We start from the raw sequence: 24,160 nt of genomic DNA, 5'->3' as shown, positions 1-24,160 counted from the left end.
TCCCTCCCCAAGGTGGCTCAGCCGGCTTCGAACAGCTCGATCTCGGAGATCGCGACGTCCTTGCCGTCGAGCGAGCGGTACAGCCCGGCCACGTGCAGCTCGACGCTGGTGGCGCCGTCGCTGTTCTCGATCGGGACTTCCTGGGCGTCCGGCGTGTCGGCCAGCGCCATGTCGTAGGTCTTGCCGGTGGAGAACACCAGGTGCAGCTTCGACGGCCGGTGCTGAGCCGGGAAGTTCGCCGCGTCACCGGAGTACACGATCGCCTTCCGCAGGTCCGCCGGGTGGTCGAAGGTGAACACCAGCGTCTGTTCCCGGTCGGCCGGCGCTGCCCAGAACGTGTTCTTGGCATTGTCGGTGGCCAGCGGCGCCGCGTGCCCGGCGACCTCCGCGGTCGCGGTCACCTTGACGGGGTGGACCGGGTTCAGCTTGGCCTCGAAGATGCCGGTCACCTGGCTCCACAACCCCACCGCCGCGGTGTTGATCGCGCCGCGGAACGGCTGGTACAGCGCGTAGATCAGCGCCGAGAAGATCAGCGCCACCGCGACGGCCCGGCGGATCACCTTGCCCACGGTCCGGCGCGCGGCCCCGGCGCGGCCGGTCCGGCGGCGGACGCCGTCCTTGCCCGGCCGCTCGCCCGCCTTGTGCTGCTTCGCTTTGCGGCCGAACAGCCGCCGCCACCACGACGTCTCGACGACCTCGGACTCGGCCAGCGACGCGCCGCAGCGGCTGCAGAAGTTGCGGGTGGGCGCGTTGCCCTTGCCGCACCGGCCGCAGATCAGGTCGCCGGGGTTGAGGACCTGCTCCTCCACGGTCTGCTGCACCGGCTGGCGGACCGGGGCGACCGGCTCGGCGGGCTGCACGACCTGCTGCTGCACCACCGGTTGCGCCCGCACCGCGACCGGGCCGTCGTCGTCCCACTTCAGGTAGCGGCCGCACTCACCGCAGAACTCGACGTCGGCGGGACCCTGGTGCCCGCACTCCGCGTAGATGACCATCCGCTACCCCTCCACCACTTCCACCGCGACCCGCACGTGGGCGGGCACCGCCTCCACGACCGCCGCCGTCAGCCGCCGCGTGTCCACCCGGGCCGGGTCGGGCACCCGCACCAGCACCTGCACCCAGGCCGGTCCCGGGTCCGGCAGCGGCGCACCGGGCTGCGGGGAGGCGACGACGCCGCCGCTGTCGGTCACCTCGACCTCGCCGCCGGTCAGCAGCCTGACGTGCTCGGCCAGGCCACGCCGGGTGCCACGCCACCGGTGCAGCTCGACCGACCGCGTCACCAGCTGCCTCAGCTGCGCCGGGCTCCAGCTCTCGTCGACGCGCAGCGCGACCCAGTGCGCCAGCCAGCCGACGAAGTCCTCGGGCGCGACGCCGGGGTCGAGGTAGCCGGCGAAGTTGTCCAATGTGGACAGGACCGGGGCGAGGACCTCGTCCAGCGCGCCGGTGAAGCCCCGCACGAACCGGTCTTCGGCGTACACCGCGGGCAGCTGCTCGCCGATCGGGTGCGCGCTCGGCAGCCCCGGGATCCCCGTCCTCATGCGCCGGCCTCCCGGACCCGGACCTGGTGCCCGAAGGAGAACGCGAGCGCCTGGGGCGGCAGGTCGAGCCGGTCGACCTGGTCGCCGCGTTCGCGCGTGATCGGGTTCGCGGCGAACAGGCGCACGTCCTCGACCAGCTCGACGCCGGGAAGCCGTTGCAGCACCGCGAAGACCTCGCCCGACTGCACCGGACGCCCGAACGGCCAGCCGTCGCCGTCCGGGCCGCCGCTGAGCGGGTTGAAGTAGTCGTAGAGGGCCTGCGTGGCCCGGGCGCCGAGCGTGCCCGCGGTCGTCCGGCGCCTCGCCCGCAGCCGCGCGACGACCGTGACGCCCTGGTAGAACGGCGGCTCCACGGACACCAGCGCGCCCACGCAGCGCCGTTCGTCGAGGTGGCGTTCGATCCGGGCGCGCATGCCGGCGTCCAGCATCAAGGTGGCGAAGGCGAGCTCGCCGGTGTCCGGCACCGCCGGCACGACCAGGACGCGGATCGCGCCGGTCTCGCGGCCGTCGGGGCCGTGTGCGGGGATGCACCGCACCCGCGCGGCTTCCGGCGCCGCTTCACGCGCGAGCTGCTCGTAGTCTTCGGCCGTCACCGCGCGGTCGCGGGTGCGCAGCAGCAGCGGACCGCGGACCTGCGCGTCCTGCACCGACTCGCCGTCCACGCCGCCGATCGCCGGACGGCGGTTGACCACGCTGCTGACGAACGGGATCGGGTCCCGCTGCACCTCCAGGACCTCGCGGGCGACGTTGCCGCGCCGCCCGCCGCCGGAGCGGTATTCGGGCACGCGGATCGCCGCGGACTTGGCCGGGAAGGCGCCATAGTAGCGGAGGCCGCCCTCGGGCTGGCGCACCGCGGGACCGAACACGACCTCGCCGCCGACCCGGTCGAGCACGACGTGCCGGTCGTCCGGCCCGGAACCGGCGAACGAGCGGACCTCGGTCCACTGCTGCCAGCCGTCCGGGCCCGAGACCTCCACGACCAGCTCGCCGTCGCCGGCGACCACCGGTGGCCGGCCCAGGGGGAACCGCTGGCCCGGCGTGCCGTCGGAGGTGCCGACGATCTCGTTGCGGATGACCTCGGCGTGCACCGCGCCCGCCGTGCCGCCGATGGTCGAGGCCTCGACCGCGTGCAGCCGCGGCGAGCGCTGGTAGAACGGCTGGTTCTCCTTGGCCTCGACCAGCCGGCACCGCAGCCAGCCCGCGCGCCGGCGGGCCAGCACCGACATCGTGTGCCCGTGCGGGACGTGCACGACGATGTCCCCGGCGCGGTTGAACGCGCCGGTGCTGTCCCGGTCGACCTCGCACACCACCCAGCCCGCGCCGTCCCACGCCTCCCACAGCCACGGCGGGTCCTGCGGGTCGACGCCCTGGCCTTCGACCTCGCAGTTCATCCGCAGCAGCACCGCGCAGCCGGGCACGGCGTCCGACAGCCCGAAGCAGACCGCGTCGCCGGGCGCGGGGGTCTCGGCGAAGGCGGCGGGACCCCCGCCGACGAGCAGCTCGTCGGTGCGGTCGACCGGCGGCAGGCCGGTGTCGGACGTGCTGGTCGCCAGGTGCGCGAGCGAGCACGGCACGATGGTCAGCGTCCGCTCGACGGTGAAGACCACGGGGTCCTCGACCTCGGTGCGGACGCTCGCGACCTGCTTGCCCGCCGCGACGACCACCGGGACGTCCCGGGCGGCCGAGAGCCAGAACGTCACGTCGGCGCGCGCCGCGGCCGGCGGGAACAGCCGGACCCCGATCAGGTCGAGGAACCGCAGGTAGTGCCGGTCGGGCACCCGGTTGAGCCGGTAGAGCAGCTGGTCGACCATCTGCGCGAACGTCTCGATCAGCGTGACGCCGGGGTCGGAGACGTTGTGGTCGGTCCACTCCGGACAGTTGCGCTGGACCAGGTACTTGGCTTCGTCGACCAGGTCCTGGAACCGGCGGTCGTCGAGGTTGGGCAGCGGGAGCGACATCACGCACCGTCCTCTGTGGACTCGTGCGGCGGGATGACGTAGAAGGGGAAGACGAGGTTGCGCGGGTCGTTCGTGCCGCGCAGGTGGTAGCGGATGTCGATCAGCAGGGTGCCGCGGTCGGCCTGGTCGAAGCTGACGACGACGTCGTCGAGGGTGATCCGCGGCTCCCAGCGCTCCAGCGCGATCCGCACCTCGTAGGCGATCTGCCCGGCGGTGGCCGCGTCGGCGGGGGCGAACACGAGGTCGTGGACCGCGCAGCCGAACTCCGGGCGCATCGGGCGTTCCCCCGGCGAGGTCGCCAGGATCAGCCGGATGCTCTCGACGACCTCGCGTTCGCCGCCGACCAGCGCGACCGAGCCGGTCGCGTCGGTGTGCAGCGGGAACGCCAGTCCCCGGCCGAGGAAGTCCTTCATCGGCACCGTCACGTCAGCCTCCGATCAGGACGGTCGGGCAGCCCATGACGATCGGCGCGCCGCAGGTGGCCAGGTCGCCCATCCGGGCCGCCGGCATGCCGCCGATCAGCACCGTCGGGCAGCCCGGCGGCGCGATCGGCGTCGGCGGGTGCACCGCGGGCGGCGGGAACGAGCACGTGTGCAGCGTGCCGACGTTCGCGGCGGGCATGCCGCCGATGAGCACGGTCGGCACCCCCGGCCCGGCGATGACGCCCGGGTGCCCGGTCGGGTCGCCGACCCTCGCGGCTGGTGGCATGTGCACTCCCCCGTCAGTTGATCTTGACCACGCTGCCGCGCACGGTGACGACACCGCTCGCGGTCAGCTCCGTCTGGCCCTGGCCGGCGACCGAGACGGTGGCGCCCTCGAGCTTCGCGCCCGCCGTGCCGTTCAGCTTCAGCTGCGCTCCCGCCTCGACGCTGGCGTCGGTCTGGGACTTCACGGTCACCTTCTGGCCCTTGAGCTCCAGCGGCCCGGTGCCGGCGTCGATGCTCACGCCGTTCTGCGCCTTGACCGTGACGCTCTTGCCGCTGGTGACCTCGATGACCTGGTTCTTCTGGTCGATCTTGACCACGAACTTCGCGTCACCGGAGGACAGCGTGATCCCGTCGTCCTCGGCGAACTCCAGCTTGTGGCCCTTGCGCGAGACGAACCCGCGGACGGCGACCTGGCCGCTGGTGCCGTCGACGGCCTCTTTGGACAGCTTCGGCGTGCTGTCCTTGCCGTTGTGCAGGCCGCCCAGCACGTAGGGCGCCTCGAAGTCGCCGTGTTCGAAGCCGACCAGGACCTCGTCGCCGACCTCGGGCAGCACGAACGCGCCGCGGTCCTTGCCGGCGCCGGGCTGCAGCGTGCGGGCCCAGGTGCTGGTGAAGTCCTTGTCCAGCCAGGGGAACGTGAGCTTGACGCGGCCGAGCTTCGCCGGGTCCTTGAGGTCGGTCACCTGCGCGGGGACGACCCCCGGCCACGACGAGCTCTTCGCCCCGCCCGCGACCAGGCCGTAGAGCGAGCGTTCCTGGCGCCCGGACACGGTGAACTCGGTGGTGTAGCCGACCTCGGCGTTGAACAGGTGCCGCGTGCTGGTCAGCGTGTACTTGCCCGAGAACGGCTGGCCGACGCCGGTGAGCGTGACGGCGGTGCCCGCGCGCAGCTTCGGGTTGCCCTTCGCGACGCCGTCGAGTTCGGTGCAGGCGCTGCCGAACCGGTCGGCCAGCGCCTTCGCGGTCGCCGTCGCCTCGCCCTGGGCCCGCCGCGGTGAGGCGGCGTCGAGGAAGGGCGGGCTCGCGAACTTCCCCGCCAGCGCGACCGGGTCCACGCCCGGCACCTCCGTGCCCGCGTTCTTCGGAACCGCGGTGGCGGTGATCGGCTGCTTGCTGTCGTAGTCCCACCCGGTGACCCGCACCTCCGGGACCTGCTCGGCCGCGGTGACGCTGGCGCGCAGGCTGACCAGGGTTCCGTGGGCTTCGAGCACGAGTGGGTCGGCGGTGGCCCTGGTCGTGGTCGAGGGCGCGCCGGAGGGTTTCTCGGGGAGCTCGAAGTTCAGCTTCCCGTCCCGGACGGCGATCTGCGCGCCCACCGCGTCGGCCAGCCGGGTCACGAACTCCCAGTCGCTGACGTTGTCCTGGCTCAGCTGGGTGTTCGGCCGGCCGCCGAAGCCGGTGACGTTGTCGACCTTCCCGACCGGGATGTTCGCGCGCTGGGCGACCTTGCGCACGACGTCGGCGATCGTCATGTTCGGGTAGGCGGCGACGCGGCGGCCGCGGAAGAGCCGGTGCGCGTGGTCGTACCCGCGGACCTCGGTGAACGTGCCGTGCGGGTCCAGGTCGATCGCGACCGCGGTGACCTCGCCCGAGAGCAGGTCCTGCGGGGCTTCCGGGTCGGACGTCTGGACCTTCAGCTTGATCTTCGCCCCGACCTTGAACTTCCCCTTCTCCAGCACGACGGTCCCGGGGTCGCGGAAGCGCAGCACGAACGTGTCGGGCAGGTTCCGGCTGTCGTCGACGTAGGCGTAGCTGAGCATCACCCGGACGTCGTCGGGCAGCGCGGTGCCCTCGACCTCGACCAAGAGGGTGTTCGTGAAGGTCTCGTTAGCCATCGAGCTCCTCCAGCGCGGGCACCAGCAGCGGGGTGCCGGGCCGCAGCCGCATCGGGTCGTCGATGCCGTTGGCGTCGGCGATCTCGCGCCACTTCCCGGCGTCGCCGTAAGCGCGGAACGCCACCGACTGCAGCGAGTCCCCGGCGACGAGCACGTGCGTGTCCCGGGCCGCGAGCGCGCCGGACGTCGGGTTCTGGCCGCCCAGCTCGCCGGAAATCTCCTCCAGGTTGACCGTGCAGACCGCGCGCACCGGCGTCCCCGACGGCGTGAACAGCGTGTACTTGGCGGTGACGCTGGCGACGTAGGCGGGGAAGCCGGTCATGCCGCCCCACTTGAAGATCACCCACGGCGGCGACGGCTTCTTGTGCTGGCGGCTGTCCTCGGTGGCCACGCAGCAGGTGAACAGCTGCTCGACCTTCTTGACGACGGCGTCGTTCATCTTGTCGGTGGCGTCGAGGAACATCTCCAGCGCGAGCTTGGCCGGATCGGACCCCTTGAACTGCGGCGGCGCGCTCTTCTTGGCGTTGGGTTGCGCGTCCCGGCCCCATTTGGCGTTCTTGCTCAGCGAGAGTTCCTTGGGGTTGAACTGGAACTCGATGTCGAACATCCAGTCGCCGGGCGGCTGCCCGGTACCCCCCGACTGCGGTGGCTTGTGGACTTTGAGCACCGCGCGCTGCAGGTTGTTGGGCGCGCCTGAGGTGTAGGCCGCCGTGGACTGGGAGCCGGCCGAGGTGAAGGTGACGGGTGAGGACATCGGCGTCAGCCCTTCTTCGCCGGGCTGAGGAAGCCGTGGTGGGCCAGTTCGAGGGTTTCGGTGGCGACCTTGGGCGAGTCGGGCGAGAGCTGCGGCCCGCTCCACCGCACCGGGACGACGCCTTCGAGGGCCCAGCTGGCGATGACCTTGCCTTCGAGCGTGCGGGCCTCGATGGTGGCGGTCTTGCGCTCGATCCCGCTGGCCAGGCTGGCGAACCACTTGGTGATCTGCGCGCTGGCCTCGGTGACCGGCCGCGAGAGCTTGATGTTGGAGTACTTGATCCGGGTCGGCAGCTGCCAGACCATGCCGTTGTTGCCGCCCTCTTCCCGCTGTTCCATCACGAACTCGCAGCCCAGGCCGTCGCAGCTGGAGAACGCGCCGAGGTTGCCGAGGTTCTTGTCGTCGAGCTTGACGACGTAGCACACGGCAACGGCCTCTTCGGTGTCCGGCATCGGCATCTCCTTCAGTGCGGGCGATCGGTGAGCGCGCCCCGGCGCTCACGGTCGAGACGGAGTTCGGTCTTGAGGCGGCGCAGGAGCGGGTCGAAGAGCTTCTTGACGAGCTCTTCGGTTTCCGGCTGGGCGGGGGCCGGGGCCGCTGCTGTTGTTGGTTGCGGCGCCGGGGCGGGTTCGGGCGGCGGTGCCGGGTCGGGATCGCGTTGGACGGGTGGGTTGTTCGTGGCCTGCGCGGTGGGTTCGTCGTGGGTTCTCGCGAGGGGGAGGTCGGCGCTGTGTGGCGATGTCTCGGTCGACCGGGCCACGGGGAGGGGCAGGCCGGGTGGCTGCGGGAACGTCGGTGCATCGAGGGTTCGCGCGAGTACGAGGGGTGGCTCGGCGCTTGGGGCCACCGGGAGGTCTTGTGCCGCTCGGCTGAGTGGGAGGGCTGCGGTCGGGTTGCCTGGAGGCGCCTGGTCCTGTACGGCTCGGCTGACCGGGAACGATGGGGGTTCGCTCGTCGGGTGGCTCGGCGACTGGAAGCCTTCCGTGGGGACGGCTGGGGTTTCACTCGTCCGGCCGGCCAGGAGCCGGAAGTCTTCCACTGCTCGGCTGACCGGGAGGGTGGTGATTTCGCTCGTCGGGTGGCCGGGGAGCGGGAGGTTCTGCATCGCTCGGCTGACCGGGAAGGCCGGGGTCGGGTTGGCCGGAAGCGGCAAGCCTTGCACCGCTCGGCTGACCGGGGACGCCGCGGTCCCGCTTGCCGGGAGATCTTGGATCGCTCGGCTGACGGGAAGTGCGCCGGTCTGGCCTGCCGGGTCAGCCGGGAGCAGGGGACCTTGGATCGCCCGATTGACCGAAAGCGGCGCGGTCTGGCCTGTCGGGTTGGCCAGAGCCGGGAAGTCTTGCGTTGCGTGGCTGACCGAACGCGGCGCGGTCCCGCTCGCCGGGTTGACTGAAAGCGGGAGGTCTTCTACCGCTCGGCTGACTGAGAGGGTTGGGGTCTGGCTCGTCGGATCAGCCGGAAGCGGGGGGCCTTGGGTCGCTCGGCTGACCGGGAGGACTGGGGTCTGGCTCGTCGGGCCAGCTGGAAGCGGGGGGCCTTGGGTCGCTCGGCTGACCGGGAGGACTGGGGTCTGGCTCGTCGGGCCAGCTGGAAGCGGGGGGCCTTGGGTCGCCCGGCTGACCGGGAGGACTGGGCTCTGGCTCGTCGGACCAGCTGGAAGCGAGAGATCTTGGCTCGCTCGGCTGATCGGGACTGCTGGAGCCTGGCTGGTCGGGACAGCTGAAAGCGGGAGGTTTTGCAGTGCTCGGCTGACCGGAAGCGCCGCGGTCCCGCTTGCCGGGCCGGCCGGGAGCGGGAGATCTTGCGCCGCTCGGCTGACGGGAAGGGCTGCCGTCCCGCTCGTCGGGTGGCCCGAATGTGGAAGGTCTTGGATCGCGGTCCCGCTTGTCGGGTGGCCCGCCAGTGGAACATCTTCGATCGCCCGGCTGACCGGAAGTGCTGCGGCCTCGCTCATCGGGTGCGCCGGAAGCAGGGGGCCTTGGCCCGCCCGGTTGACCGGGAGGGCTGCGCTGTCTCTGGTCGGGTGGCCCGGAAGCGGGACGTCTTGGCTCGCTTGAGTGACCGGGAGGGCTGAGGCCTGGCTCGTCGGGCCGGCCGGAAGCGGGAGGTCCTGCGTCGCTCGACCGATCGGAACCGCTGTCGGGTGGCCCGGCAATGAGAGGTCCTCCACTGCTCGGTTGACTGGAAGTCCTGTCGCCTCGCCCGCGTGGCTGACCGGTAGCGGGTTCACCGCTTCGATTGCCCGTGCCACCGGCAGCGACGATTCCTGCGCCACTCGGCTGACCGACACCGCCGGGGCTTCCGTGGTGCCCGCAACCGGGAGCAGCGGTTCCTGCACTGCTCGCGCCACCGGGAGGGCCGCTGTCTCACTCGGCTTGGCCGGACCGGCCGCATCCTCCACCTGTCGCGCCACCGGAAACGGCGCGTCCGGCAATGGCCGTACTGCCGCCTCGGCCGGGAGGGGCGAATCCGGAACAGGTGAACTCGGCACCGGCTGCGCGACCGGGGCAGCCGCGGTCCCGGTCGGCGAAGACGTCTCCTCCACCGCTCGCAGCACCGAAACGGACGGTGGCTCAACGGCTCGCGCCACCGGGAGCGGTGATTCCGGTGGCGGGGAAACGCTCGTCGAGCCGCCCGGGCTCCCGGGCGGCTCGACCGGGTCGAGCGGGCGGAACGTGTTGACCGGCGACGGCCGCGCCGGCGGCACGTCCGGTACCCGCGAAATCGTCAACTCGTGCGGCGGCACCGGGAGCTCCGCGCCCTGCGCGATCGGCGCGCCGAGACCGAGCCGTCGTGGCGCTGCCTGCTCGACCCGCTGAACCACCGGCAGCTCCGGTGATGGAGCGGGTGCCGGTGCCGCCGGAACGTCCACAGGGGACTGTTCCGTGATCGCCTGGACCGTCCGCACCGGCGGGACGACCGTCTGGGCCGACGTCAGCGGCCGCACGACCTCGGCCGCCGGTACCGCCGGGAGCACCACCGAAGGCATCGGTGGCTCCGGCACGGGTTCCGGGGCGAAAACCGGTTCGGACGCCGTCTCCGGAACGACCTCACGCTGCACCGAGGTCTCCCACAGCCGCGACAGCCCACTTCGCTTGCGAGCCGGCGCCCGCTGCACCACCGGCATGGCGGGCACCGGCGTCTCGAGCGGCCGAGGCTGGACGAGGTCGCCGATGACGCCGGCGGGCTCCTCCGCTCCGACCCGGTGGCCGAGCGGCTCGAGGTACGCCGGGCTCTGCCAGGACGTCAGCGTTCCGCTGAACCGCTGGACCGGGTTGACCAGCGGGTGCTCGGCGAGGACGCGCTGGATCGGCGGCACCCCACGCCACTCCGCGCGGGTCACCGGCAACGCGGCGGGAGGGGCCGGCGGACGCGTCTCCTTCCTGTTCCACCACATCACAGCGTCACCGTCCCTGGCTCATCCGGGTGTTGATCCGGGCGATCTCGGCGACGTAGGTCAACCGGTCGGGGTGTTCGAGGTCGAGGATGTCGTCGAGCGACCAGTGCAGGTGGTAGGCGACGTACGCGACTTCCTCGTGCAGCCGGCCGGCCGCGTACGTCACGATTCCCCCAGGCGGCCACCGGCGACGTCGACCACGAAGCCGTGGCCGCACTCGGGACACGCCACGCCCGCCCGGGTGTGGCCCTCGCTGTTGATCCGGCGGTACATGTCCTGCAGGAACGCCAGGTCCGAGGCGAACAGGTTCTCGATGACCCCGGCGTGCACGTCGGTGACGTCGCCGATCCGGGTGACGACCCGGGCCAGCAGCACCACCGTGAGGAACGCCGAGTTCTCGCGCACCCGGTCGTCGCGCAGCGGCACCAGCTCGTCCCGCGCGGTGGCCAGGCGCATCACCCCGGAGTGGTGGACCTTGCCCTCGTCGTCGACGTACCCGCGCGGGAGCTCGAACGCGAACTCCGTCCGCAGCTTCGGCCGTTCCGCCCGCGGCTCCTCCACGAGGGCTTCGTCGGCCGAGGCCGACCCCGACGCCGCCGTCGGCGCCGACGCCATCACCCTGCGCATCGGCTCACTCGACTTCCATCTGCTCGTAGGTGACGACGAGCTTCTCGGTGAGCACGCTCGTGTCGCCGGCCTTCAGCGAGCCGATCTCCAGGCTCTTCGGCCAGGCGTTGGTGAGCTTGTAGCGCTTGAGCGCCTTGCCCTCGTAGTCGTAGACGATGATGGCGCCGCCCTTGCGGGCCGTCGTCATCTTGCCGAAGTGGGCGTCCTTGACCCACTTCTCGAAGCTGTTGTCGTCGGTCAGGCCGCGGGTCAGGGTGACCTCGCCGGCCTTGGGGCGGCCGGGCAGCTTCTTGATGACGTACTTGCCGTCGACGGTGTTCTGCTTCAGCTCGATGACGTCCTGCTCCATCTTGAGGCCGGAGACCTCGGAGATCTGCTTGATCTGGACACCGTCGATCTCGAGGCCGAACGAATGGCCGACGGCCTTGTCAAGGTCGGGAAGTGGCATGGTGGAGTCCCTTCACTACTCGTTGACCAGGCTGGTGCCGCCGGACATCTGGGCCAGCCGGAAGATCACGAACTCCGCCGGTTTCACCGGGGCGATGCCCACTTCGCAGATCACCTGGCCGAGGTCGATCCCCTCGGCCGGGTTGGTCTCGCGGTCGCACTTGACGAAGAAGGCCTCGTCCGGGGTGAGCCCGAACAGCGCGCCCTTGCGCCACTCCATGACCAGGAACGCGCTGATCGTGCGCCGGATCCGCGCCCACAGCGCGTCGTCGTTCGGCTCGAACACGACCCACTGGGTGCCGCCGAGGATCGACTCCTCGAGGTAGTTGAACAGCCGCCGGACGTTGAGGTAGCGCCACGCCGGGTCGCTCGAAAGCGTCCGCGCGCCCCACACCCGGATGCCCTTGCCCGAGAACGAGCGCACGCAGTTGACGCCGATCGGGTTGAGCAGTTCCTGCTCGGCCTTGGTCAGGTGCGACTCCAGGGCGAGCGCGCCGCGGACGACCTCGTTGGCCGGTGCCTTGTGGACGCCGCGGGTGGCGTCGGTGCGGGCCCACACCCCGGCCATGTGGCCGCTCGGCGGGATGTACGTGTTGGTCCCGGTGGCGGGGTCGAGCACCTGGACCCAGGGGTAGTACAGCGCGGCGTACTTCGAGTCGTAGCCGGCGACGTCCATCCGCCAGGAGCGGATCTCCTGCGGGTTGAGCGACGGCGGCGGGTCGATGATCGCCATCCGGTCGCCCATCAGCTCGCAGTGGGCGATCATCGCCAGCTGCACGGCCTTGACGGTGTCGAGGTCCAGCAGCTCGCGCTGGTAGGCGGCCATCAGGTCCGGCGCGGCGACCATGGTGATCTCGTCGATCGCTTCGAGGCCGCCGAACCCGGTGCGGTCGGCGACGTCGCCGACGTAGTCGCCGGCCCCGACCCGCCGCGGCACCGGCGGCTCCTGCGGTTCCCTCGGCGGCGCGGTGAGCGTCGCGGTGCCCTTCTCGGGCTTGGCGACCGCGCCACCGGACGCCGCCTCTTCGACGGTGATGAAGCTGGACTTCTCCCGCACCGCGGTGACGACGTTCTCCTTGGTGCGCTTGGTCGTCACGTTGTGGGTTTCGACGACCTTGCCGTCCTGCTTGACGAGCACGGTGAACCGGTCGTCGGCGGGGTTGTCGCCGGCCGGGTCGGCCACCTCGACGGTGATCTCGCCGGCCTGCTTGCCTTCCGGCAGTTCCTTGGCGACGAAGCGGTAGCCGCCGAGGACGGCCTGGCGCGCGGTGAGCTGCTTCGGCGTGGAGCCGTTGTCCTGGGCGCGCGAGCCGCCGACGCGGACGATGTAGCAGTTGGTGCCGCCGTTGAGGAAGTAGCCGTAGACGGACTGGGCCAGGTAGCAGCCTTCGACGAAGTCGCCGAAGGTCTGGGTGAACTGGCCCCAGTTGGAGACCAGCGTCGGGGTGTTGAAGGGACCGTCCGCCGCGAAGCCGACGAAGGCGGCGACGGCTGTGCCCACGCCCTCGATCGGCCGTGCGCCCGCCTCGATCTCCTCGACGTACACCCCCGGCGTGAGATAGGTGGGCATGCGTGCCTCCCTTGTCGACGCACAAGTCTTGACTCCAGCGATCGTGCTGCCCGCGCAGCCGCCGCGGTACGACCGCACGGATAGGCCCGCGGGAACCGATCTCTGCCCTTAAAGGCAGCTGCCCGTTCGGGCACCCGGGGCCGCCCGTCCGGCCGTTGGCAACCCGCCGTCACGAGCCGAGAGTGGGTCCATGCCGACGCGGCGGGACAAGGCGCCACGGGAACCGTCCGCGCAGCCCGCGCGGACGGCCGGACCCGCGCGCCGGGCGACGCCGCCGGCATTGCTGCGGCTGCAGGCGTCCGCGGGCAACGCCGCGGTGGCGGGGCTGGTGGCGCTGCAGCGGCAGGGCTGTCCCGCTCCCCCGGTCGCACCCGCCGGGATCACACCCGAGTCCGACCCGAAGTTCCAGTCGCTGAAGAAGGACGTCGGTGCGCAGGCCGGGGCGGCGAAGGCGCACCCGCCAGCCGGCGCGGAGGTCAAGCAGGCGCAGGACGCCGCCGTCGCGCCCGCCGACGACAAGGACGCGCAGGCCAAGGCCGCCCAGGCGGACAAGATGGCGGCGGCGAAACCCGCGGGGTTCGACAAAGCGGCGTTCATCGCCGCGGTGAACGCCGCGATCGCCAAGCAGGCGCCGAAGAACCTCGACGAGGCCGACAAGTTCGCCTCCTCCGGCAAGGCCGACCAGGTCAAGACCGAGGTGCTGGGCAAGGTCACCAGCGGTAAGGACGCCTCGGCCAAGGACGTCACCGACCGGACGAAGGAGGCCCCGGACCCCGGCCGCGCGGTGGAGAAGCCGGTCACCCCGCTGCCGTCTGCCGCGGCGCCGCCCGCGCTGGCACCGCCGGACCCTCGCAAGGCCACCCCGGACAAGGCCCCGCCCGAGCAGACCGACCTGCGCGCCGACCAGTGCGAGACGCACGGGGCGATGGCCGCCGCGGGCGTCACCGACCAGCAGCTGGCGCAGTCCAACGAGCCGGAGTTCACCGGCGCGCTGGCGGCGAAGCAGGAAGGCGAGCTGCACACGGCGTCGGCGCCGGCGGCGGTCCGCTCGTCGGAGGCCGGGCAGCTGGCGGCGGTCACCGGCGCGGCGCAGGCGTCCGGGCAGGCGGCGCTGGCGGGCATGACGGGCGCGCGATCGTCGTCGGCCCAGCGCGGGCAGGCGGCCAAGTCGGCGACGAAGGCGAAGGACGAGCAGGACCGGGCGCGGATCACCGGCGAGATCAAAGCGATCTTCGACGAGACGAAGACGAAGGTCGAGGGCGTGCTGGGCGCGCTGGACGACCAGGTGGCCAAGAAGTTCGAGGCGGGCGAGGCACAGGCCAAGGCCGCGTTCACCGCCGACCACCAGGCCCGCATGAAGCGCTACAAGGACGAGCGCTACGACGGCATCAGCGGCGCGGCGCGCTGGGCGTACGACCTGTTCGCCGACCTGCCCGCCGAGGCCAACAACCTGTTCCTCGAGGCCAAGAAGGTCTACGAGGTAAAGATGCAGGGCGTCATCGGCGAGATCGCGGACTTCGTCGGCCAGAAGCTGAGCGAGGCGAAGCAGCTGATCGCCGACGGCCGCTCGCGCGTCAAGCAGAAGGTCGAGTCGCAGTCGCCGGCGTTGCGCAAGATCGCGGGCGAGGCGGCGAAGGAGTTCGGCGGGCAGTTCGACGACCTGGAGAAGTCGGTCGACGAGAAGCAGCAGGCACTGGTCGAGGACCTGGCGCAGAAGTACTCGGAGGCCCGGACCGCGGTCGACGAGGAGATCAAGGCGCTGCAGGCGGAGAACAAGGGCCTGTGGAGCAAGGCGAAGGAGGCCGTCGGCGGCGCGATCGAGACGATCCTTTCGCTGAAGAACCTCCTGCTCGGGGTGCTGTCCCGGGCGGCGAACGCGGTCGAGCTGATCATCAAGAAGCCGATCGAGTTCCTGGGCAACCTGGTCAACGCGGTCAAAACCGGGGTGGTGAACTTCGGGACGAACATCGTCCAGCACCTCAAGGAAGGCCTGAAGGGGTGGCTGCTGGGCAACCTGGCGAGCGCGGGCATCGAGATCCCGGAGTCGCTGGACGCGAAGGGCATCCTGAAGATGGTGCTGTCGCTCCTGGGCCTGACGTGGGCGAGCGTCCGCGCGCGGATCCTGCGGTTCATCCCGGAGCCGGTGCTGGCCAAGCTGGAGCAGACGTTCGAAGTGGTCAAGATCCTGATCACCGAGGGCGTGCCGGGGCTGTGGCGGTGGGTGGTCGAGAAGCTCGGCGACCTCAAGGAGATGGTGCTCGGCCAGATCAAGGAATTCGTGGTCGAGAAGATCGTCAAGGCGGGCATCACGTGGATCATCTCGCTGCTCAACCCGGCGGCGGCGTTCATCAAGGCCTGCAAGGCGATCTACGACATCGTGATGTTCTTCGTGGAGAAGGCATCGCAGATCAAGGAGTTCGTGGATTCGGTTCTGGACTCGGTGGAGTCGATAGCCAAGGGCGGCGCGGGGGCCGTGGCCGGGTTGATCGAGCGGACTTTGGCCAAGGCGTTGCCGATGGTTCTGGGGTTCTTGGCGAGTTTGCTGGGGCTGGGTGGGATTTCGGAGAAGATCAAGTCGGTTCTGGAGAAGGTCCAGGCTCCGGTGGGCAAGGTGATCGACTCCGTCGTGGGGACGGTCGTCAAGGCGGGGAAGAAGGTCTGGTCGAAGCTCAAGCGCGGAGGTGCGTCTGTCGCTGAAGGCGTGAAGGGTCTCAAGGACGCGTTCTTGAAGAAACTGAGGGCGAAGACACCCATCAGCATGAAGGGCAACGCCCACACGATCTACCTCGACAACAGGAGCGGCCGCCCGGCGCTCATGATGGCAAGCCGCCCGGACCCGCTGATCGACAAGATCGACCGGGCGCTCGGACATGAGGCTGTGAAAAGCAGGCCCGCGGTCGCTGGGCAGCTCACCACCATGCGGGGCCTGGTCGTGGCCCACGAGAGCAAACTCAAGGACGCTCTCGCCATCAGCGCCAAGGAAGAGATCCAGAAGGCGGAACTCGAGATCTGGGATCAGCGCGTGCTCATCGCCTCCACCCTGCAGGCGGTCGGCCAGGAGATCGACCTCGACCTCCTCAAGGAGTCGACCTACGTCCTGGGCGGCGAAGTCCGCTCCGAGTTCCGGAAGGGCGGGAAGTTCAGGCCGACGTTCTACGGCGGTTTCAACAGCGCTGCCGATGCGAAGCGGGCGAGCGAACTCAGCCGTTTGATGAGCCTCAAGTTCAAGAACGCCGGGCGGTGGCAGAGCGATCCGGTCTACCGGCTGAGCTCCTCCTACATCTGCCCGGGGAAGGACTACAACTCACCACACCTGGTGGCGGGCATCGGGAAGACAGCCATCAACCTCGATCACAAAGACCCGAGTGTCATCAAGCACTGGAACAGCACCGGCCGGATGTCCGACCAGGACGCCCGCAATGCGTTCTTCAACAAGCTCGACAACCTGTACGGCATGTGCGGAACTTGCAACAAGTCCAATGGTGCGGCCGAAAGCGGCAGCGGGATCTGGATCGTCGAACCGGGGTTCAAAGGGCCGGACGGAACCTAGTGCACCGGGGTGACGCCGGCCTCGAGTACTACGCCTCTTCTTCGGCCTCTTCCTCACGCTGCACGAAGGTCTGCGCCATCTGCTCCTCGGCGCCCTCTTCGGCCTCGGGGGCTTCTTCGCGCTGGACGGTCATCCGCTGCACCGGCTCATCGTGCCCCGAGCCGTCCTCACAACGCTGAACAGCCGGCGCGGACATCAGCCGATCGGCGTTCGCCACCGCCTCGCGCTCGAAGCGGTCCGACGGATCCGACACCTTCACCCCGCCCCCGGCGTCCGTCCCTTCCACCGGCCCACTCCGCTGCTGCACCACGTGCGTCAACTCGTGCGCCAGCATGTGCTGGCCGCCGGCTGACGACGGGTCGTACTTGTCGCGCTGGAACACGATGTTCGAGCCCACCGTGTACGCCTGCGCGTTCACCGACTTGGCCGACTCGTGGGCCGCCCCGTCCGTGTGGACCCGGACGTCCGAGAAGTCCTGGCCGAACCGGGACTCCATGTCCTCCCGCGTCGAGGTGTCCAAGGGCGAACCGCCGCCCGATGAGACGACGTCGTGGACCGGGGAGCGTTCCTCCTCCACCAGCGTCGAAGCGCTCGCGTTGCCCACCGCGCGTTGCAGGTCCAGCAGGCCCGCCGGGCCCAGGACGTCCGGGCGGCCGGCGGCTGCCGCGCGGCCGAGGATGTCCGGTTCCGGGGAAATGCGGTCTCCCCGAGGCCGGGCGCTCGGTTCGACGTCGTTCTCGTGGCTGTGCCCGCGCATGTCCGCTCCCTCCGCCGCCCGTCCAGCTTGCCGTGACGACGACCGCGGCACCAGATTGGCGTGCGCGGCCGCTTGGGCAGGGAAAGCTGCCCGAACGGGCAGTTCAGCCGTCCGTCACCAGCGCCAGGTACGGCCCGAACTCCCGGTCGAGGCACAGCCGGCCCAGCTTGCGGTACTCCCGCGCCACCGCGCCGACCAGGTCGCTCATCGCCACCGGGCGGCCCGCCTCGGCCGCCAGGTAGGCGCCCGTCACCGCCGCCGACCGGATGTGGCCGCCCGCCAGCTCGAACGCCCCCGCCAGGAACTCCAGGTCCAGGTCCGACGCGCGCGGCAGCCGGGTGCCCAGGCAGCGGTCCCACAACCGGTGGCGCAGCTCGACGTCCGGCAGCGGGAAGTCCACGATCACGTCGAGCCGCCGGGTGAACGCCTCGTCGAGGTTGGCCCGCAGGTTCGTCGCCAGCACCGCGATGCCGTCGAACGTCTCCATCCGCTGCAGCAGGTAGGCGCTTTCGATGTTGGCGTACCGGTCGTGCGCGTCGCGGACCTCGGACCGCTTGCCGAAGATCGCGTCGGCCTCGTCGAACAGCAGCACCGCGTTGACCCCGGACGCCTCGGTGAAGATCCGCTCGAGGTTCTTCTCCGTCTCCCCGACGTACTTGTCCACCACCGTCGCCAGGTTCACCGTGTACAGGTCCAGCCCGAGCGACGCGGCCACGACCTCCGCGGACATCGTCTTGCCGGTGCCGGAGTCACCCGCGAACAGTCCCGTGACACCCCGGCCGCGGCCGCCGCCCGGCCGCATCCGCCACTCGTCGAGCACCTGGTCGCGGTAGCGGGCCCGCGCGGCCAGCTCGTCCAGCAACGACAGGACACCCGCCGGCAGCACCAGGTCGGACCAGCCGACCGCCGGTTCGATGCGCCGCGCGAGCCGCTGCAGGCCGGCGGCGTTCTGGCTGCGCGCACCCGAGCGCAAGTGGGACGTCCGGACCAGGCCGCCGTCGGCCAGCGCGGTCACCGACGCCGCCTTCGCGGCGCGGGCGATCTGCCCCGGCCCGAGCACGAAGTGCGCGGTCGCCTCCCCCGGGTCGACGTCCGGGGCGAGCCTGCCTTCGAGACGGCTGCGCCAAAGCTCCGCGCGCCGGGCGGCGGGCAGGGGCGACGCGTCGAGCTGCAACGGCGCCGTCGCGCTCCACCGCGGGTCCCACGCCCCGGTGCCGTGCACCACCAGCGGGATCGCCGGGTGGGCCAGGTCTTCCAGCCGCGGGTCCTCCACCGGGCCGAGCACGATCCCGGCGCCGCGCAGCAACGCCTCCCGCCGCAGCGACGCGGTCAGCTCGAGCTCCGCCTGCCAGCGTGCCGCGTCCACCACCAGCGCCGGGAACCCGGCCGCGGCCAGCGCGCCGACGCCGAGCTCTTCGGCGCCGCCCCCGGGCAGCTCCTTGAGGTAGACCAGCTCGACGCGGTCGCGGATCGCGCGGGCGAGCCGGTCGCGGCCCGGCACTTCGACGAGTTCGGTGCCCAGGCGCGCGCAGCCGGCGAGCTCGGGGGCGAGGCGGTCGTCGCCGAGCAGGTGGTTGACCACCCGGTCGGGGACGCGCAGCGTGCGCGAGAGGAACGGCCGGTCGTCGTCGCCCACGGTGAGCAGGCCGCAGGTGACCAACGGCGAGTCCGCGTCGAGCCGGGCGCGGCCGGTGGCCGAGGCCTCGGGGATCCCGCACAGGCGCAGCGCCAGCCCGGCGGTCGCGCGGCGGCGGGTGACGTCGTCGTTGAGGTAGCCGTAGAACTGCTCGAACCGGCTGTCCAGGTCGGGGGCCAGCGCGACCAGCAGCAGTTCGACGTCGACGCCGGTGAGGCCCGCCCGGTCGGCGAGCGGGCGCAGCCTGCCGTCGGGGAGGGAGTCGGCGAACGGCGTGAACGGCTCGCGGTGGCTTTCCAGCAGCGCGTCGATCGCCTCGTGCGAGAGGTAGAGGCCGCGGAACGGGTCGTCGGGGTTCGGGTCGGCCGCGCGCCTGCTGTCGACCGCGTCGCGGATGCGCTGTTCGAGCCGGGCCACGCGCTCGAACAGGTACCCCTGGCTCACCGGGACTTCCGGTGGGCCCGCGCCATGGCGACGCGGCGCTGGCCGTCGACCGCGCCGTCGGACACGTGGTGCCCGACGCGGTCGCCGCCGGTGTCGAGCTTGAGGCCTTCCTTCGCCGGCGGCCCGGCGGGGTAGACGCGTCCACTGTGGATCGGCGCCGAGACGACGACGTCCAGCGAAGGCTTGAGCTCGCCGCCGAGCGCGGTCCAGACGTCGGCGAAGGCGCGGTCCTCCGGTGGCGGCAGCGCGACGGTCATCGGCACCGGCAGCCCCATCTCGGCCAGCGAGCCCGACAGCACCTCGGCGGGCACGGCCTCGTGGCGCAGCAGGCCGAGCAGCAGGTCCGACAGCACGCGGTGCTCGTCTTCGGGGCGCTGGGTCCACGCGGTGACGAGGTAGGACAGCTTGACGTGCTTGGGCGGCAGGTGCCGCGCGGCGATCTGCCCGCGCTGGTCGTACTCGCTGAGCAGCCCCCGCGAGCGGCGGCGCATGTCCTCGCGCACGTCGTAGAGGTAGATGTTGACGGTGGGGGCGTTGCGCCGGGCCGCCCAGTCCTTCGTGGGGGCCTCGAAGGCGATGTCGACCTCGCTGCCGCGCAGCGCCTCGTCCTTCACCAGCCGCCGCAGCGCCTCGTCGACCTCGTGGATCACCGGCGGACCTCCTCGGGCTGGCGGTCTTCCCACGATGCGCGCCGCGCGGCCGGGCGGACACCCGCGCAGCGGCAGACCTTCGGGTACGCCGGGCTGCCCGTACGGGCAGGGCTCACCGGACCGGCAGGTGGGCGGCGACGTCGGCGAGCGCGTCGAGGGTGTCGCCGCCGAGGTGCCCGGTGGCGGTGTCGGCTTCGGCGACGACCATGGCTCGGCCGTCGGGCCGGGACCGGTAGTGCAGCCCCGTCATCCGCACGCCGGCGACGCCGAGAACGGCCGCGATCTCCAGGGGCCGCACATCACCGCTGCCGTGGACCGCCTCGACCTCCTCGAACGCGGCGGCCTGCTTCGCCGAGCGGAAGCCGACCCGCACCACCGAGATGACGGCGGCGTTGCCGTGACCGTCGCCGACCGCCAGCAGCATCCGGTCCAGCGAGGTGCACGGCGTCTTGACCAGGAAGTCGCGGACCCGGTCCGTCGCGGCCGCGAGGCAGTCGCCCTCGGGTCTGGCCACGCGTTTGAGTTCTTTGAGCTTCAGCCGGCTCCAGGCCTCGTCCGCCTTGCCGCGCTTGGCCGACTCGCGTGCTTCCGCGCGGCGGGTCTTCAGGGACCGCCCCGGGAGGGAGTCGACGACGTCGCCGGCGGTGTTGCCGGCCAATGCCTCCGACGCCGCGCCGCCTCCGCCCGCCGCGCCGCCGAGCACTCCGGCCCCGCCGCCGGCGACCGCCAGGCCGATCGCCCCGGCGACTACGACGCCCGTCCCCTTGTCACGGATGTAGATCCGCTTGCCGTCCTTGGTGATCCACCGCCCCATGGGGTCATCATCGAGGCGATCTCCGCGGTCAGGGCCCGGTGGCCGGGAACTGACCGGCGTTTGTCACGTTCGGAGCAGCTCCAGCACGGCCGCCGACTTCGGTTCGTCCAGGAAGCGCAGGCCCATGAAGTTGTCCCCGGGGTTGAAGCCGGGCAGCGCCCAGATCTCTTCGTACGGCATCCCGACCCGCCGGTACCGCCGGAGGCTGTAGACGTTGCTGAACAAGCACTTCCCCGGATCCGGGTTCCACAGGCGCCGCGCGAAGGCGGGGTTGCGGAAGCCGTGGCCGACCTCCGCCGTGGCCTGGATGTGCTTGCGGCCGGTGAACAGCACGACGTCGCCCGTGGTCACCGTGTCCATGCGGCGGTCGTACTTGTCCTTGGCACCCCAGAACCGCGCCTGGCCGCTCGGGTGCAGGGAATTCAGGCGGGCGAGGTCCGCGGGGTCGAGCAGCGAAGCGTAGTCGCGGAAGGCCACGGTCTTCTCGAGCGACTCGGCCCCGTAGCGGCGCGAGTCGGCGGTGCCGTAGGCGGGCTGGATGAAAACCTGGACCACGTCGGCACGGTACCCGCCGCCACGGCAGAATGCCGGGCGTGGGGATCACCGAACAGCTCGCCGTCCTTCTCGCCGGGCTCAGCAACCAGAACGAAGTGTTCGCCGTCTCCGGCGAACGGACCGCCACCGCGCTGGCCGAGCACGTCCACGCGCTCGGCGCCACCGGTGAGAAGCGCTGGGAAACCGAGATCGATCCCAGGAACGAGGCGATCTCCGTCGCGGACGTCACCTCGGCGCTGCAGCCCATCCCACGCGAACTGGCCGAGCGTCGGATGGCCGAGCTGGCCTCGGGAAGCATGGTCTACACCTACGAGATCATGGACGGCGACCGCGCGCGGGAGCTCGCCGGACAGCTGGTGGCCCTGCTCGGCGAGGACGCGGAGTGGTGGTCGAACCAGGATCCAGGCGGGGAAACCAGCTGGTCGCCGGTGACCCGCTGCACGTTCGACGGAGTGGTCGCCGCCACCACGTCCACCCACTTCGCCGCGCTGCTCCAGCTGGGCGAAGACTGACTCAGCCGCCGTGGGTGGTGTCGCTCTGGTAGTCGGTGTACGTGTACGGGTTGTCGAGGATCTTCGCCTCCGGGATGTCCGGGTTCATGCCCTGCCGCCACGCCTCCTCCCCCAGCTGCCCGCGCAGGTACTCGACCGTCGCCTCGACGTCCCGCCGGAGCGCCGGGAGGTCCACGCCGACCAGGCGGCCGTCGCGCTTCACGACCCGGCCGTTCACCAGCACCGTGTGGACGTCGCCGCGCTGGGCCTGGAACGCCACGTGGCCGTAGGGGTTCAGCAGGGGGAACGACACCGGTGAGTGGTCGTTCTTCAGCAGCACCACGTCGGCCTTCTTGCCCACCTCGAGAGAGCCGATGTCCGTGCGTCCCAGTGCGGCCGCGCCGCCGCGGGTGGCCCATTCGACCACCTGCTCCGCGCGCAGCGCCGCGTGCGTGACCGTTTCGCCCTTCGCGTGCGCTTCGAGGTGCTCGCGGGAGCGGTCCGCGCCCAGCGTCGTGCGCATCGCCGTGAACAGGTCGCCGCTCCACCAGACCGACGTGTCCATCGACAGCGACACCGGGATCCCGTACTGCCGCAGCGCCCAGGTGGACGGGTAGCCCTGGCCCGCGCTCTGTTCGCTTTCGGTCGACACCGACGCCGACCCGCCGGTCGCCGCGATCCGGTGGTAGGAGTCGGCCGACAGCGACGCGCTGTGGACGTAGATCGTCTCCGGGGTCATGAACCCGTGGTCGTGCATGAGGCGGATGCCGTCGTCGCCGGTCGCGCCCCAGACCCCGGCGTGCGTGGTCACCGGCACGCCCAGCTCGCGCGCCACCTCGAACGCGGGCTTCTCCGGGAACGCGGGGTCGCCGGTGACGTCGAAGGCGAGCTGGAAGCCCAGGTCGCCGCCGGTGCGGCGGGAGACGAAGTCGCGGAACTCCGGGGTGGCCGTCCAGGTCGCCGGCGCGTCCTGGATGTTGCCGTAGGCCAGCACGAACCGGCCGGGGACGGCTTCGAGCGCGTCGGCGGCCGCGTCGGCGTGCTGGGTGGTCTGCAGGCCGTGCGACCAGTCGACGGTGGTCGTGACGCCGGCTTCGAGCGCCTCCCACGCACCGAGCAGGTTGCCCGCGTGGATGTCCTCGGGGCGGAACACCTTGCCCCATTCGAGGTAGTACCAGACGAAGTACTGGGTCAGCGTCCAGTCCGCGCCGTAGCCGCGCATGGCCGTCTGCCACAGGTGGCGGTGGGTGTCGATCATCCCCGGCATCACGATCCCGCCGGTCGCGTCGATCTCCTCCGTGCCCGCGGGGACTTCCAGGGCGGGGCCGATCGCGGCGACCACGTCGTCGGTGACCAGGACGTCCGCGCCGGGCAGGACGCGGTGGGCGTCGTCGAGGGTCAGCACGGTGCCGCCCCGCAGGACGATCGATCCGGACATGGCTGCCTCCGGTTGCGTACACTCGTCCGCTCTACGGACACTGAAGGGGTGACGTCACCTTTGCCCAGTGCCGGGCCGGTGTCAATCCCCGCCGCTACGCTGCGGGCAGGACTGGGAGAGGGAGGTCGTGCATGCCACGCGAGGGAACGGGTCCCGACTTCATCGAAGCGCTGGCGCGCGGGCTCGAGGTGATCACGGCGTTCGGGCCGCGGCGGCCGGAGATGACGCTGGCCGAGGTGGCTAACGCCGCCGGCCTGGCCCGCCCGACCGCGCGCCGGATCCTGCTCACCCTGGAGGAGCTCGGGTACGTCCGCGCGGGCGGGCGCGGCTACGCGCTCACCCCGCGGGTACTGGACCTCGGCGTCGCCTACGTGCGGTCGATGGGCCTGTGGGACGTCGCCCGCCCGCACCTGGAGCGCCTGGTCGAGCGCACGAACGAGTCGTGCTCGATCGCCCAGCTCGACGGCTCCGACATCGTCTACGTCGCCCGGGTCGCGGTGCCGAAGATCGTCGCGCTGGCCGTCCAGATCGGCACCCGCTTCCCCGCCCTGCCGACGTCGCTGGGCAAGGTCCAGCTCGCCGCGCTGGCCCCGGACGAGCTGGAGGAGGTGCTGGCCCAGCCGACCCGCTCCGGGCTCGTCCCGCGCTGGCAACCCGAGCGGGCCGAGCGCGACGCCGAGCTGCGCGAGGTCCGCGCCCGCGGCTGGGCCCTCACCGACGAGCAGCTCGCCCTCGGTATCCGGTCGGTGGCCGCGCCGCTGCGCGACGGCGCCGGGCGGGTGATCGCCGGGGTCAACGTCAACTGCCACGCCGCCGAGACGCCGGTGGAGCGCCTGCTGGAGCACCACCTGCCGCTGCTGCTGCAGACCGCCGGGGAGATCAGCGCCGACTTCGCGCGCCTCGACGACGTCCCGCACGTCACCGTGCCGGCGGTGTCTTGACCGCGGCCGCCCGCGGCGGCAAACTGCGGACAGACGTCCGTTGGACGGACA

21 protein-coding genes are annotated in these 24,160 nt (G+C 71.5%); 3 read left to right on the top strand and 18 right to left on the bottom strand.

The window, feature by feature from the left end; all coding sequences use genetic code 11:
• Positions 1 to 17 precede the first annotated feature (17 nt).
• The 12 genes from ACIQWX_RS21575 to ACIQWX_RS21520 form a co-directional block, all read right to left on the bottom strand.
• Positions 18 to 995, bottom strand: a complete 978-nt coding sequence (locus ACIQWX_RS21575) for a zinc ribbon domain-containing protein (RefSeq protein ID WP_400873619.1) — start codon at positions 993 to 995, stop codon at positions 18 to 20.
• A 3-nt stretch (positions 996 to 998) separates the two neighbouring features.
• A complete protein-coding gene (locus tag ACIQWX_RS21570) occupies positions 999 to 1,538 on the bottom strand; it encodes a phage tail protein (protein WP_400873616.1) in 540 nt (179 codons plus the stop codon).
• On the bottom strand, positions 1,535 to 3,496 hold the full coding sequence (locus tag ACIQWX_RS21565; protein ID WP_400875851.1) for a putative baseplate assembly protein: 1,962 nt from the start codon (positions 3,494 to 3,496) through the stop codon (positions 1,535 to 1,537). The genes ACIQWX_RS21570 and ACIQWX_RS21565 overlap by 4 nt, the downstream gene beginning before the upstream one ends.
• Positions 3,496 to 3,909 (bottom strand): GPW/gp25 family protein, encoded by a 414-nt coding sequence (locus ACIQWX_RS21560; protein ID WP_400875848.1) that lies wholly within the window; start codon positions 3,907 to 3,909, stop codon positions 3,496 to 3,498. The genes ACIQWX_RS21565 and ACIQWX_RS21560 overlap by 1 nt, the downstream gene beginning before the upstream one ends.
• A 13-nt stretch (positions 3,910 to 3,922) precedes the next feature.
• Positions 3,923 to 4,204: a PAAR domain-containing protein gene (locus tag ACIQWX_RS21555; RefSeq protein WP_360181615.1), complete on the bottom strand. Its 282-nt coding sequence runs from the start codon at positions 4,202 to 4,204 to the stop codon at positions 3,923 to 3,925.
• 13 nt (positions 4,205 to 4,217) lie between these two features.
• Positions 4,218 to 6,038, bottom strand: a complete 1,821-nt coding sequence (locus tag ACIQWX_RS21550; RefSeq protein ID WP_400873613.1) for a VgrG-related protein — start codon at positions 6,036 to 6,038, stop codon at positions 4,218 to 4,220.
• Positions 6,031 to 6,792 (bottom strand): LysM peptidoglycan-binding domain-containing protein, encoded by a 762-nt coding sequence (locus ACIQWX_RS21545; RefSeq protein ID WP_400873610.1) that lies wholly within the window; start codon positions 6,790 to 6,792, stop codon positions 6,031 to 6,033. The genes ACIQWX_RS21550 and ACIQWX_RS21545 overlap by 8 nt, the downstream gene beginning before the upstream one ends.
• Positions 6,793 to 6,797: 5 nt before the next feature.
• A complete protein-coding gene (locus ACIQWX_RS21540) occupies positions 6,798 to 7,244 on the bottom strand; it encodes a phage tail protein (RefSeq protein WP_086680386.1) in 447 nt (148 codons plus the stop codon).
• Between the two features lie 2,952 nt (positions 7,245 to 10,196).
• Positions 10,197 to 10,355: a DUF6760 family protein gene (locus ACIQWX_RS21535; RefSeq protein WP_086682608.1), complete on the bottom strand. Its 159-nt coding sequence runs from the start codon at positions 10,353 to 10,355 to the stop codon at positions 10,197 to 10,199.
• Positions 10,352 to 10,816 (bottom strand): hypothetical protein, encoded by a 465-nt coding sequence (locus ACIQWX_RS21530; RefSeq protein ID WP_400873603.1) that lies wholly within the window; start codon positions 10,814 to 10,816, stop codon positions 10,352 to 10,354. Before ACIQWX_RS21530 ends, ACIQWX_RS21535 begins: the two co-directional genes overlap by 4 nt.
• 4 nt (positions 10,817 to 10,820) lie before the next feature.
• Complete coding sequence (locus ACIQWX_RS21525) at positions 10,821 to 11,264, bottom strand: phage tail protein (RefSeq protein WP_400873600.1); 444 nt, start codon at positions 11,262 to 11,264, stop codon at positions 10,821 to 10,823.
• Between the two features lie 15 nt (positions 11,265 to 11,279).
• Positions 11,280 to 12,833 (bottom strand): phage tail sheath family protein, encoded by a 1,554-nt coding sequence (locus ACIQWX_RS21520; protein ID WP_400873597.1) that lies wholly within the window; start codon positions 12,831 to 12,833, stop codon positions 11,280 to 11,282.
• 190 nt (positions 12,834 to 13,023) lie between these two features.
• Between ACIQWX_RS21520 and ACIQWX_RS21515 the strand changes: the two genes are divergently transcribed.
• Positions 13,024 to 16,383: a hypothetical protein gene (locus tag ACIQWX_RS21515; RefSeq protein WP_400873594.1), complete on the top strand. Its 3,360-nt coding sequence runs from the start codon at positions 13,024 to 13,026 to the stop codon at positions 16,381 to 16,383.
• 28 nt (positions 16,384 to 16,411) lie between these two features.
• Here the strand turns inward: ACIQWX_RS21515 and ACIQWX_RS21510 are convergent, their stop codons facing one another.
• From ACIQWX_RS21510 to ACIQWX_RS21490, 5 genes are all read right to left on the bottom strand, one after another.
• Positions 16,412 to 17,140, bottom strand: coding sequence for a DUF4157 domain-containing protein (locus ACIQWX_RS21510; RefSeq protein WP_400873591.1), 729 nt, complete (start codon positions 17,138 to 17,140; stop codon positions 16,412 to 16,414).
• Between the two features lie 103 nt (positions 17,141 to 17,243).
• A complete protein-coding gene (locus ACIQWX_RS21505; RefSeq protein WP_400873589.1) occupies positions 17,244 to 19,220 on the bottom strand; it encodes an ATP-binding protein in 1,977 nt (658 codons plus the stop codon).
• Complete coding sequence (locus ACIQWX_RS21500; protein ID WP_400873586.1) at positions 19,217 to 19,870, bottom strand: DUF4255 domain-containing protein; 654 nt, start codon at positions 19,868 to 19,870, stop codon at positions 19,217 to 19,219. Before ACIQWX_RS21500 ends, ACIQWX_RS21505 begins: the two co-directional genes overlap by 4 nt.
• Positions 19,871 to 19,982: 112 nt before the next feature.
• On the bottom strand, positions 19,983 to 20,684 hold the full coding sequence (locus ACIQWX_RS21495) for a hypothetical protein (protein WP_400873583.1): 702 nt from the start codon (positions 20,682 to 20,684) through the stop codon (positions 19,983 to 19,985).
• A gap of 63 nt (positions 20,685 to 20,747) precedes the next feature.
• The gene (locus ACIQWX_RS21490; protein ID WP_400873580.1) at positions 20,748 to 21,239 is read right to left on the bottom strand and encodes a hypothetical protein; all 492 of its coding nucleotides are present in this window, start codon (positions 21,237 to 21,239) and stop codon (positions 20,748 to 20,750) included.
• Between the two features lie 38 nt (positions 21,240 to 21,277).
• Here ACIQWX_RS21490 and ACIQWX_RS21485 point away from each other — a divergent pair, with 38 nt between their 5' ends.
• Positions 21,278 to 21,751 (top strand): hypothetical protein, encoded by a 474-nt coding sequence (locus ACIQWX_RS21485; protein ID WP_400873576.1) that lies wholly within the window; start codon positions 21,278 to 21,280, stop codon positions 21,749 to 21,751.
• A 1-nt stretch (position 21,752) separates the two neighbouring features.
• Here the strand turns inward: ACIQWX_RS21485 and ACIQWX_RS21480 are convergent, their stop codons facing one another.
• Positions 21,753 to 23,168 (bottom strand): amidohydrolase family protein, encoded by a 1,416-nt coding sequence (locus ACIQWX_RS21480; RefSeq protein ID WP_400873572.1) that lies wholly within the window; start codon positions 23,166 to 23,168, stop codon positions 21,753 to 21,755.
• A 131-nt stretch (positions 23,169 to 23,299) separates the two neighbouring features.
• On the opposite strand from ACIQWX_RS21480, the gene ACIQWX_RS21475 reads away from it, so the two are divergent.
• A complete protein-coding gene (locus ACIQWX_RS21475; RefSeq protein WP_400873569.1) occupies positions 23,300 to 24,109 on the top strand; it encodes an IclR family transcriptional regulator C-terminal domain-containing protein in 810 nt (269 codons plus the stop codon).
• The last annotated feature ends 51 nt before the right edge of the window (positions 24,110 to 24,160 follow it).

This window comes from Amycolatopsis sp. NPDC098790 (assembly GCF_044759945.1).
GTDB lineage: Bacteria > Actinomycetota > Actinomycetes > Mycobacteriales > Pseudonocardiaceae > Amycolatopsis.
This window is presented reverse-complemented; position numbering and strand designations above follow the sequence as displayed.

Coding starts and splice junctions, on each gene's coding strand:
- ACIQWX_RS21575 (WP_400873619.1), bottom strand. CDS start 995: ATGGTCATCTACGCGGAGTGCGGGCACCAGGGTCCCGCCGACGTCGAG.
- ACIQWX_RS21570 (WP_400873616.1), bottom strand. CDS start 1,538: ATGAGGACGGGGATCCCGGGGCTGCCGAGCGCGCACCCGATCGGCGAG.
- ACIQWX_RS21565 (WP_400875851.1), bottom strand. CDS start 3,496: ATGTCGCTCCCGCTGCCCAACCTCGACGACCGCCGGTTCCAGGACCTG.
- ACIQWX_RS21560 (WP_400875848.1), bottom strand. CDS start 3,909: ATGAAGGACTTCCTCGGCCGGGGACTGGCGTTCCCGCTGCACACCGAC.
- ACIQWX_RS21555 (WP_360181615.1), bottom strand. CDS start 4,204: ATGCCACCAGCCGCGAGGGTCGGCGACCCGACCGGGCACCCGGGCGTC.
- ACIQWX_RS21550 (WP_400873613.1), bottom strand. CDS start 6,038: ATGGCTAACGAGACCTTCACGAACACCCTCTTGGTCGAGGTCGAGGGC.
- ACIQWX_RS21545 (WP_400873610.1), bottom strand. CDS start 6,792: ATGTCCTCACCCGTCACCTTCACCTCGGCCGGCTCCCAGTCCACGGCG.
- ACIQWX_RS21540 (WP_086680386.1), bottom strand. CDS start 7,244: ATGCCGGACACCGAAGAGGCCGTTGCCGTGTGCTACGTCGTCAAGCTC.
- ACIQWX_RS21530 (WP_400873603.1), bottom strand. CDS start 10,816: ATGCGCAGGGTGATGGCGTCGGCGCCGACGGCGGCGTCGGGGTCGGCC.
- ACIQWX_RS21525 (WP_400873600.1), bottom strand. CDS start 11,264: ATGCCACTTCCCGACCTTGACAAGGCCGTCGGCCATTCGTTCGGCCTC.
- ACIQWX_RS21520 (WP_400873597.1), bottom strand. CDS start 12,833: ATGCCCACCTATCTCACGCCGGGGGTGTACGTCGAGGAGATCGAGGCG.
- ACIQWX_RS21515 (WP_400873594.1), top strand. CDS start 13,024: ATGCCGACGCGGCGGGACAAGGCGCCACGGGAACCGTCCGCGCAGCCC.
- ACIQWX_RS21510 (WP_400873591.1), bottom strand. CDS start 17,140: ATGCGCGGGCACAGCCACGAGAACGACGTCGAACCGAGCGCCCGGCCT.
- ACIQWX_RS21495 (WP_400873583.1), bottom strand. CDS start 20,684: ATGGGGCGGTGGATCACCAAGGACGGCAAGCGGATCTACATCCGTGAC.
- ACIQWX_RS21480 (WP_400873572.1), bottom strand. CDS start 23,168: ATGTCCGGATCGATCGTCCTGCGGGGCGGCACCGTGCTGACCCTCGAC.
- ACIQWX_RS21475 (WP_400873569.1), top strand. CDS start 23,300: ATGCCACGCGAGGGAACGGGTCCCGACTTCATCGAAGCGCTGGCGCGC.